The organism is Bacteroides sp. CAG:189 (genome assembly GCF_000432295.1).
Lineage (GTDB): Bacteria > Bacteroidota > Bacteroidia > Bacteroidales > Bacteroidaceae > Bacteroides > Bacteroides salyersiae.
This window is the reverse complement of record NZ_HF991019.1, coordinates 1-5709: the sequence shown is the minus strand read 5'-3', so window position 1 is coordinate 5709 and position 5709 is coordinate 1. Positions and strand designations below refer to the sequence as shown.

6 protein-coding genes are annotated in these 5709 nt (G+C 43.6%); 4 read left to right on the top strand and 2 right to left on the bottom strand.

Annotated features, from left to right (window positions below; all coding sequences use genetic code 11):
• From QVP90_RS04090 to QVP90_RS04075, 4 genes are all read left to right on the top strand, one after another.
• Positions 1 to 612 (top strand): OadG family protein (locus QVP90_RS04090; RefSeq protein ID WP_288203945.1); only part of this gene is annotated, 612 nt, incomplete at its 5' end.
• A gap of 25 nt (positions 613 to 637) precedes the next feature.
• Complete coding sequence (locus QVP90_RS04085) at positions 638 to 1081, top strand: biotin/lipoyl-containing protein (protein ID WP_005929784.1); 444 nt, start codon at positions 638 to 640, stop codon at positions 1079 to 1081.
• 2 nt (positions 1082 to 1083) lie between these two features.
• Entirely contained in the window at positions 1084 to 2244 is a 1161-nt protein-coding gene (locus QVP90_RS04080; RefSeq protein ID WP_005929780.1) for a sodium ion-translocating decarboxylase subunit beta, read from the top strand.
• A gap of 275 nt (positions 2245 to 2519) precedes the next feature.
• A complete protein-coding gene (locus QVP90_RS04075) occupies positions 2520 to 3836 on the top strand; it encodes a tetratricopeptide repeat protein (protein ID WP_021935721.1) in 1317 nt (438 codons plus the stop codon).
• 127 nt (positions 3837 to 3963) lie between these two features.
• Here the strand turns inward: QVP90_RS04075 and QVP90_RS04070 are convergent, their stop codons facing one another.
• A complete protein-coding gene (locus tag QVP90_RS04070) occupies positions 3964 to 4818 on the bottom strand; it encodes a DNA adenine methylase (RefSeq protein WP_004326018.1) in 855 nt (284 codons plus the stop codon).
• A gap of 95 nt (positions 4819 to 4913) precedes the next feature.
• Positions 4914 to 5558 carry a thymidylate synthase gene (locus QVP90_RS04065; RefSeq protein WP_004326020.1) on the bottom strand — a complete coding sequence of 215 codons (645 nt, stop codon included), beginning with the start codon at positions 5556 to 5558 and terminating at the stop codon, positions 4914 to 4916.
• Positions 5559 to 5709 lie beyond the last annotated feature (151 nt).

The following is a 5709-nucleotide window of genomic DNA, read 5'->3' as shown; positions in this document are numbered from 1 at the left end:
GGAATGCCGAATCGCGGTACGTTTCACGTAAGCTTCACACTGGATCCAAGCAAAGAGAACTACATTGCCTTGTACGATTCGAACGGTAAGACACTTATTGACGAAATTACAGTACCTGCCGGAATGCTTGCCGATCAGTCTTATGCACGAGAAGAGGATGGAAGTGCAAATTGGGTGATTAAAGGTGGAGGAGAACATAGCTATGTAACTCCAAGTACCAATAATATGACATTAGATAAGAATGAAAAAATAGAAAATTTCAAAAAACACGATGCAGACGGCTTCGGCATGGCAATTATAGCGATGTCAGTTGTATTTATCGGTTTAATATTATTGTATGTTTCATTCAAAATAGTAGGTAATATCGCTGTAAAATTAGGTAAGAGAAATGCAATGAAAGCTATAGGGATTACAGATAAGGTAGAAGCCAAAGAAAAGAATCTGGGGAGTCACTCCGGCGAAGAAGCCGCCGCTATTGCAATGGCTCTGCACGAGTTTATGAACGATGCACACGATGTTGAAGATATGATTTTAACTATCAACAAAGTGAAGCGTACTTACTCACCTTGGAGTTCCAAAATTTACACTTTGCGTCAGACACCGAAAAGATAATTATTAACTCTAATAAATTGAAGCAATGAAACAGTATAAATATAAAATCAACGGAAACCTCTACAATGTTACAGTAAACGATCCGGAAGAGAATATCGTAAACGTTGAAGTAAACGGTACTCCTTACAAAGTAGAGCTTGACAAACCCGTAAAAGCCACTATCACTCCCAAACCGGTAACCCGTCCTGCCGCCGCTCCGAAAACAGATAACGGTGCCCCGGTTGTACAACGACCAGTTGGTGGAACTACCGGAAAAAAAGACGGTGTAAAATCTCCACTGCCCGGAGTTATTCTCGACATCAGGGTGAAGGAAGGCGATACCGTGAAAAAAGGACAAACCGTAATTATCCTTGAAGCAATGAAAATGGAAAACAATATCAATGCACACAAGGATGGAAAAATTTCAGAAATCAAAGTTAAACAAGGAGATTCTGTATTGGAAGGTACAGACCTCGTAATCATTGAATAATTATGGGAGATTTCTTATCATTTTTGGGGAATAACCTTATTGATTTCTGGGGATATACGGGTTTTGCCAATGCAACCCCGGGACATCTTATCATGCTGGTAGTCGGACTCTTTTTTATCTATCTGGCAGTAGCCAAAGAGTTTGAACCAATGCTCCTCATCCCTATCGGTTTTGGTATTCTCATCGGTAATATTCCTTTCAATATGGAAGCCGGTCTAAAAATCGGTATCTATGAAGAGGGTTCTGTATTGAATATACTTTACCAAGGAGTAACCTCCGGTTGGTATCCGCCGCTTATATTCTTAGGTATTGGAGCCATGACAGACTTCTCGGCATTGATATCCAATCCAAAACTAATGTTAATCGGGGCTGCTGCTCAGTTCGGTATTTTCGGTGCTTACATCATCGCTCTTCTAATGGGCTTTGAGCCTAACCAAGCGGGTGCTATCGGTATTATCGGTGGTGCTGACGGCCCAACGGCTATCTTCCTTTCATCCAAACTGGCTCCAAACCTGATGGGTGCTATTGCTGTATCAGCCTATTCATACATGGCATTGGTTCCTGTTATACAACCGCCCATTATGCGTCTGCTGACCACCAAAAAAGAGCGTGTAATCCGTATGAAACCACCAAGAACCGTATCCCATACAGAAAAAGTTATTTTCCCAATTGTAGGTTTACTGCTTACAACATTCCTTGTACCTTCAGGTCTGCCTCTGCTTGGTATGCTGTTTTTCGGTAACTTACTGAAAGAAAGTGGTGTGACACGTCGTTTAGCCAACACAGCCAGTGGACCATTGATCGATACCATCACTATTTTATTAGGACTGACGGTAGGTGCTTCTACACAAGCATCTGAATTCCTAACTTGGAGTTCTGTACAAATCTTTATCTTAGGTGCTCTTTCATTCATCATTGCTACCACTGCGGGAGTATTATTTGTGAAAATATTCAATCTCTTCCTTAAGAAAGATAACAAGATCAACCCTCTGATCGGTAATGCTGGTGTATCCGCTGTTCCCGACTCAGCACGTATTTCACAGGTTGTGGGTTTGGAATATGATCCAACCAATTATCTGCTGATGCATGCCATGGGTCCGAATGTAGCAGGGGTTATCGGTTCAGCGGTTGCTGCCGGTATCTTACTGGGCTTCCTTATGTAAAAAAGTGAGTATTATAAATTAAGAAAAGGGCATGTGTCAAAACTCCCCTTTTATCGAAATCACCCTCGCTACACCTGTGGCGAGAGTGATTTTTAGTTTATGAGAGTTTCGACACCCTCTTTTGGTATATCATCATCTATCACGAAACATCGCATTGAACTCTCAATTGCGTAACATTTACGTTAATCTATCTAAAAGGTTCTACGAAAATTTCGTAAAAGTAATCTTTTTGTTAACTTGCACTCAATAATAAAAACACAACAACCCTATACACCATGAAACAGCTTATCCTTTTTTTACTTCTCGGTACCTGCAATACATTATTTGCACAGCACACGAAGCTAATTCAAGAAGCAATGAACAACTATGATTACGAAAAGGCAATCATGCTGATTGACAAAGAACAGCCGACTACCGAATTACTGTTTCAAAAGGGAAAAGCACTCAAATCATTGGGTCGCAATGCAGAAGCACTCCATACCTTTCGGCAGATCATAGCCGGTGACAGCCTAAACCAACGGGCTTTCATCGAAGCAGCCGAATGTTGCAAGCAATCGGCTAAATACCAGGATGCACTGAAATATTATCAAAAAGCAATAGATATTCATCCGGACAATAAATATGTACGCATTCAATACATTAGCCTGTTATGCAATCTTCAACAATATGAAGAAGCATTCGGAGAAAGCAGTGTACTGGCAGAAACAGACAGTTCGGCAGTAATATTACACCTGCAAGCACAAAGTTTGGAAGGAAGGACAGGTTTTCTGGATGCTGCTTTGGGATGCTATCATGTCATTCAAGACAAATATCCCGACGACTATCTGGCAGCCGCCAAATTAGGACAAATTTACAACGCGATGCAATTCTACGAATACGCCATCGAAGCAACAGAAAAATATCGTGAAGCCGATACCACCAACGTTGTGGTAAACCGCCAAAATGCACAGGCATATTGCCTCTCGGGAGATTACCCTATGGCAATCAAGCGATATGAATATCTGGTAGGACAACGGGACAGTTCATTTCATACATACTATTATTTAGGAGTAAGTTACTATGCCACTGAAAAATTTTATGAGGCGCACGACATGCTCGAGATAGCCCGCAAATATGATCCCGAAAATGTAAACCTGCTCTATTATCTGGGACGTGCCTGTGCAAAGACATCCTGGAAAAAACAAGGAATCGAATATTTAGAAACTGCCATTGATTTGAGTCTGCCCAAAGACAGTGCGATGACGCGTCTCTACAAAGGCTTGCGCGATTGTTGCAGGTTAGGAAGAGAACCGGCCAAAGCCATACAAGCAGCAAAAGACCAATACAAATACGATAAGACCAACCATAAACTTCTTTATGACATTGCCATCGACTATCTTTTCATGAAAGACAACAAGAATGCAACGCATTATCTGGAAGCGTTTTTAAAAACACGTCCCAAAGACACCAAAGAGACAGCCATAGAGATAAATAAAAAAGGGGAAGTAGAGGTCAATATGGAATATTTAAATCCGGAAAAACCAGACGTGCCGCTTAACAAAAACGATGCGTTTCAAAAAGTACAAAAACGACGCGTACAAGAAAAACGGTGAGCGCGGTCCTATTCAGCATGATCAAAGCCCACCGTTTTTCTTTCACTTGAACCCTCTTTAAATGGCTTTAAAATATCATTTAAAAGCCATTGCAGATTCAAAATAATTTCCTATCTTTATGCAATTGTTAGGCTGCTATACCTGACACCTCATCCGGCTTCGTGTACAGCATCATGTCTGTATATTTAGCTTGATAGTTTACGCTTGCACTAAACTCCACTTTCCTGCATTCCTTGAATGGGCTGCCGACAAATGGGTTTCGGTCCATCCAGTCGCACAGTTCTAAAATGGAGGACTTGTTCGAGGTGAAGTACACGAACGAATGCCCTTTCAGAACGGTTAGTACATCCAGATAGTCAGCCAGACGCCAGAACATCTTGTAAGTACCCACCTCGGTGGAGAGGTACGGCGGATCAACCAGGAACACCACACCCGGAACATCTTTGTAACGTTTGAATACTTCCTTGTAGTCTTCGCTGGTTATAGTCAGTCCTTCCAGATAATCCTTTGCTTCGGGATAGTCTGTCTGCCGAATCCTATTGTAGATGGCTTCTTTCTTCATTCCTTCCAAACTGGTCACATATTTCATGGCGAACAACAAGGATGCGGAAACCGTGATATAATCCACGTAACCGTGCTCTTTTTCTTCCCTCTCAATACGAGCAAACATTTTATCGCGAACCTCCCCGGTTATACGTTTGTTTCTGGGTTCCCCTTCAGCTATCCGACGCAAATCGGATAACAGCACATTGGTGGCCGGGATATTTACAAGTCGGCAGCGGTAGTTGTCGAAGTCATTATACACAACGGTGGCATCAGGCCTGACACATTTGGTAATATGTGACAGCAGGCCCGAGCCGCCAAACAAGTCCACAAACACGGTGCTGTCCGGGAACTGTCCCAGCACCTTGATAAATTCCCTCGCAAACATGCGTTTCTGCCCCACGAAAGGAAGCGGGGCGGACAAATACATCTTTCTCATTTCATTCTGCTTTAAAACGGCCGCAAAGGTCCACAGAATAAACGAAAAACAGCGGGAAACATGAACTGTTCCCGCTGCAAGACATATACAGCAAACTACACGTTCAACCCGAAGCGGACCGTCTCGTCACCGGCGATCAGCGCACGGGTGCCCGGGATATTATTCTCGTAGATATGTACATTGCCCAGATAGAGAGTGATCGACTTCAAGGGAAGTTCTATCTGCCGCGCCATCAGGTACAGGTGGTAAATATCGGAAGGTAGCCCGAGGTTTGCGTCACTGCTGCGCTGGTAGGCGGACAGAACCAGTTCACCGCCATCTAACTGGAACTGTACCAGACTCAAACAGGGTGCCTGGTTGCTCTCGGCACCGGTTTCGCCCAGAAAAAGCACGTAGTTCTTGCTGTTGCGCCTCTCCCGGTTAATTTTCGCTATCAACGGAGGCAGCTTCTCGAAATAGGTCGGGTAACTGTTCACCAGGATGGAGCCGCAATAGTCCCACCAGTTGATGCCGGCCTCCCGGTACTTCTCCACGTTGCGCTCACCCTGCATAAATAACTGCAACTCGCTGCGGAGCTTCTTGCGGGCGATATTATGCCCCTCGAATATGTCAAGCAGGTCCGCCGGTGTCAGTGACAGCTGCTCGTTCAGAAGGTATTGTATATTTCCCTTCTTGTTGGTCTGTGTTTTTCCCGTGGCAAGAATCTTGTCCAGGATACGGTAATACTTGTTCATAGCCATTTCCTCCTTCTAAATTTGAAACACCCTAAAGATAAGGGGAAACGGCACTCCCTACGACATAAAACAACCCGTTCACACTGCAAGCGTCTTGCAGTCGCTCTGGAATCGTTTCACCAAGGCATAAACCTTACGTTCGCTCACCGAATACTTT